This window comes from bacterium, from assembly GCA_021158245.1.
In the GTDB taxonomy this organism is placed as follows: Bacteria; Zhuqueibacterota; QNDG01; order QNDG01; family QNDG01; genus QNDG01.
This window is the reverse complement of record JAGGVB010000074.1, coordinates 1-2,976: the sequence shown is the minus strand read 5'-3', so window position 1 is coordinate 2,976 and position 2,976 is coordinate 1. Positions and strand designations below refer to the sequence as shown.

General features: G+C 39.2%; 5 protein-coding genes. All 5 read right to left on the bottom strand.

Features of this window, described 5'->3' with window-relative positions; all coding sequences use genetic code 11:
- The coding region (locus J7K93_04690) for an NADH:flavin oxidoreductase (protein ID MCD6116292.1) at nt 1–764 on the bottom strand (764 nt) is incomplete at its 3' end.
- A 177-nt stretch (nt 765–941) separates the two neighbouring features.
- Complete coding sequence (locus tag J7K93_04685) at nt 942–1,583, bottom strand: MBL fold metallo-hydrolase (GenBank protein ID MCD6116291.1); 642 nt, start codon at nt 1,581–1,583, stop codon at nt 942–944.
- A gap of 3 nt (nt 1,584–1,586) precedes the next feature.
- Nucleotides 1,587–1,769, bottom strand: a complete 183-nt coding sequence (locus J7K93_04680) for a ferredoxin (protein ID MCD6116290.1) — start codon at nt 1,767–1,769, stop codon at nt 1,587–1,589.
- A gap of 155 nt (nt 1,770–1,924) precedes the next feature.
- Nucleotides 1,925–2,269, bottom strand: a complete 345-nt coding sequence (locus tag J7K93_04675; protein MCD6116289.1) for a NifB/NifX family molybdenum-iron cluster-binding protein — start codon at nt 2,267–2,269, stop codon at nt 1,925–1,927.
- A 5-nt stretch (nt 2,270–2,274) separates the two neighbouring features.
- A partial coding sequence (locus J7K93_04670; protein ID MCD6116288.1) for a 4Fe-4S binding protein occupies nt 2,275–2,976 on the bottom strand: 702 nt, incomplete at its 5' end.

Genomic DNA, 2,976 nt, shown 5'->3' with positions numbered 1-2,976 from the left:
GGAATAAACATGTGCTGGAAAAACCACGGGGGAGTAGAGCAGACAGTACCTGCAACAATGTGAATGGCCTCGGCTCCTCTTTGTTCAAGTGCTTTTGCAAATATTACTGCTTCATCAGGTTTTATTCCATTGGGAATCAGCTCGTCTGCACTCATTCTTATAATTACAGGAAGGTCAGACGCTTGTTTTACAGCATCAAAGATTTCAAGAGGGAAACGCATACGGTTTTCCAATGAGCCTCCGTATTTGTCAGTTCTGTCATTAACAGCAGGAGAGAGAAATTGAGCTGCAAGGTATCCGTGGCCGAGCTGTAGTTCGATTATATCAAAACCTGCCTTTTTTGCCCTGATGACTGCTGATTTAAAGAGATTTTTGATTTCATCCATATCCTGTTCAGTTATTGCTTTTGGTGCAGCGCCTCCGTTTTCGCAGGGCTTATCTGTTGAAGACATAAAAAAGTTGCCTGGGATTTTGGGATTGGCCATGCGTCCCGGGTGATTCAGATGCGCAATGGCTTGTGCACCATTTTTATGAATAGCATCGGTAAGTTTTTTTAATCCGGGAATTTTATCATCATTGTCTATACCGAGCTGAGTGGGGATTTCCCTCAGGCCTTTGTCAAGATAGAGCGGTTCAGGAATTACCGCTCCGATTTCTTTGCTTCTCAATGAGTAAAATTCGATATGTTTTTCTTTTACTTCACCTGAAGTATCGCTGTACCCGAGTTTTACAGGTGCCATGATAAAAGGATTTTTCAGATTCATAATATTTCTCCAATCTTATTAAAGAATATAACATAATAATTAAAATAAAACTTAAAAAATATATTAAATTATTAAATTTGACTAAATTTTACCATACTTAAACTCTCTGTGCTTACTGCCTGGGAAAAGTGGAATTAATCGGCAGTTGTTTCACATTAATTTATGTATTTTTATGAGTTACAATTCAATAATTCTGCCTGCTCCTCCGGAAATTACTTTGTCCTGATATATCTCCTTTATTTCCCTTTGATGCTGAGTGCAGTGGGCAGGACAGATTAGTTCCATATCCTTTAAAAGTTCATATTTATTGAACCCGTGCATACCGCCGATAATCGCATATACTCTGCCGAACAGAGATGCAGAGTTCAGAATATCTTTCATATCAGGATGAGAGCAGCCGACAAACAGAACCAATCCTTTGCTGTCTTTGATTATCAAAGATTGTTCAATTCCGTCAATCTCTCCTGTTGTGTAAATGTTTTCGTATATCTCCCGCGGTCTATTGTCAATACTGATCACTTTTTTTGCTCTTTTAACTCCTCTGAATGATTCAGGGACAAACACATTAACATTACTGTTCATATTCAGAAAGCCCGCAAGCCCTCCGATGTGGTCAAAATGGTTGTGGGAGATAAATATGTCGCTTACGGATTTGGGATCAATATCCATGGCTTGCATGTTGGCAAGAAGAATATTTCCGTCACCGCCTGTGTCAAAAAGGATATTCCTATCCTGAGTCTCTATAAAGACAGAAAATCCCCAGTCAGATACAATATCCCCTCTTAAGGAGTTATTGTCATAGATTATAGAGGCTTTCAATATCTACCCGCGTTTTTTATTTAACAGGTCGTGGTGATACGAACCCTCTCTCAACATTTTCACCCCGCAGGTAGGACATTTTGTATCCTGGCACGGTACACCGCTCTGGTGAGGAGCTTTATATCCGCATTTGGGGCAGATGCAGTAGCCTCCGCTGCCCATTGATTGTGTATTTTGGGAACGCATGTTTTTCTCCTGTATTTTGATTTCCATTAAATAAAAACATAAAAAATGAACCGTAAACAGGGGTATAAAGGTATAGGGTATAAGTTCATTTGGCAGTTTAGCAGCTTATTTCGATATTCTCCTTATACCTTATTACCTTATACACAATATCCCAATTAATAAAGTTCCTGCTCTTTAAGAAGTCCTTTCTTATAGTTTTCGTACGCTTCCTTAAGAGTTACCTTACCAGCACCTCCGAATACTTTTACTCCTCCGGACTTAAGAACTTCTCCTGCTTTGGGGCCTACAGTTTCGGTTATTACTATTTTTACTCCTGCCGAGATTAATGCCATGGATGTGCTGGTCCCTGCGCCGTGAGCAGCTTCCAAATTCGCAGCATTGTCAATGTACGAAGTTTCTTCGGTTTCGGTGTCAATAATGAAAAACCCTTTTGATCTTCCGAATCGTGTATCAGTAAAGTCCTGCCATTTACCGCCTGTTGCTGTTATTGCAATTTTCATATTTTTTACTCCAGGTTTTGTAAATAATTCCAGATGGTTGTAATTTTATCTTTTATCATTGCACTATCAGATTCAATAAGTGTTTTCCCCTGCTGCAGGGTTTCGTAAAATACTGCATTATATTCTATCTTATTAATAACATAGATATTATGACTGGTGCAAAAGTTTTCAATTTGTCTGCTGACATCCTCATTTAAATCACATTTGTTGATAATACATGAAGCTGTAACTTTGAAATACTCTACTAATTCGACAAGCCGCCTCAGGTCATGGAATCCGGATTCTGAAGCTTCCGTTACAATAAGAATGTGGGTAGCTCCTGAAAAAGCCGAAATTACCGGACACCCGATTCCCGGAGGGCCGTCAACAATAATAAAAGGAATTTTTTCCTTTTCTGCAATCTCTTTTGCTACTGTTTTGACCTTTCCAACAAGTTTGCCGGAGTTTTCCTGTCCTATACCAAGCTTTGCATGAACAAACCTGCTGCCAAATCTGCTGTCTGAGATAAACCATTTACCTGCTGTATTATCCCTCATGTCAATGGCTTTTTCAGGGCACAGGTAATGACAAACAGAGCATCCTTCGCATGCTACTTCATCTATAACATATTTCCCGTTTATAAAATCTATTGCGTCAAATCTGCATTTTTGCTGGCAAACACCGCAGTCTGTACATTTATTATAATTTATTACAGCTGTTTTTCCGCT

Bases quoted from the DNA above. Each gene is read 5' to 3' on its own strand.
- J7K93_04680 (MCD6116290.1), bottom strand. From the start codon at position 1,769: ATGCGTTCCCAAAATACACAATCAATGGGCAGCGGAGGCTACTGCATC.
- J7K93_04675 (MCD6116289.1), bottom strand. From the start codon at position 2,269: ATGAAAATTGCAATAACAGCAACAGGCGGTAAATGGCAGGACTTTACT.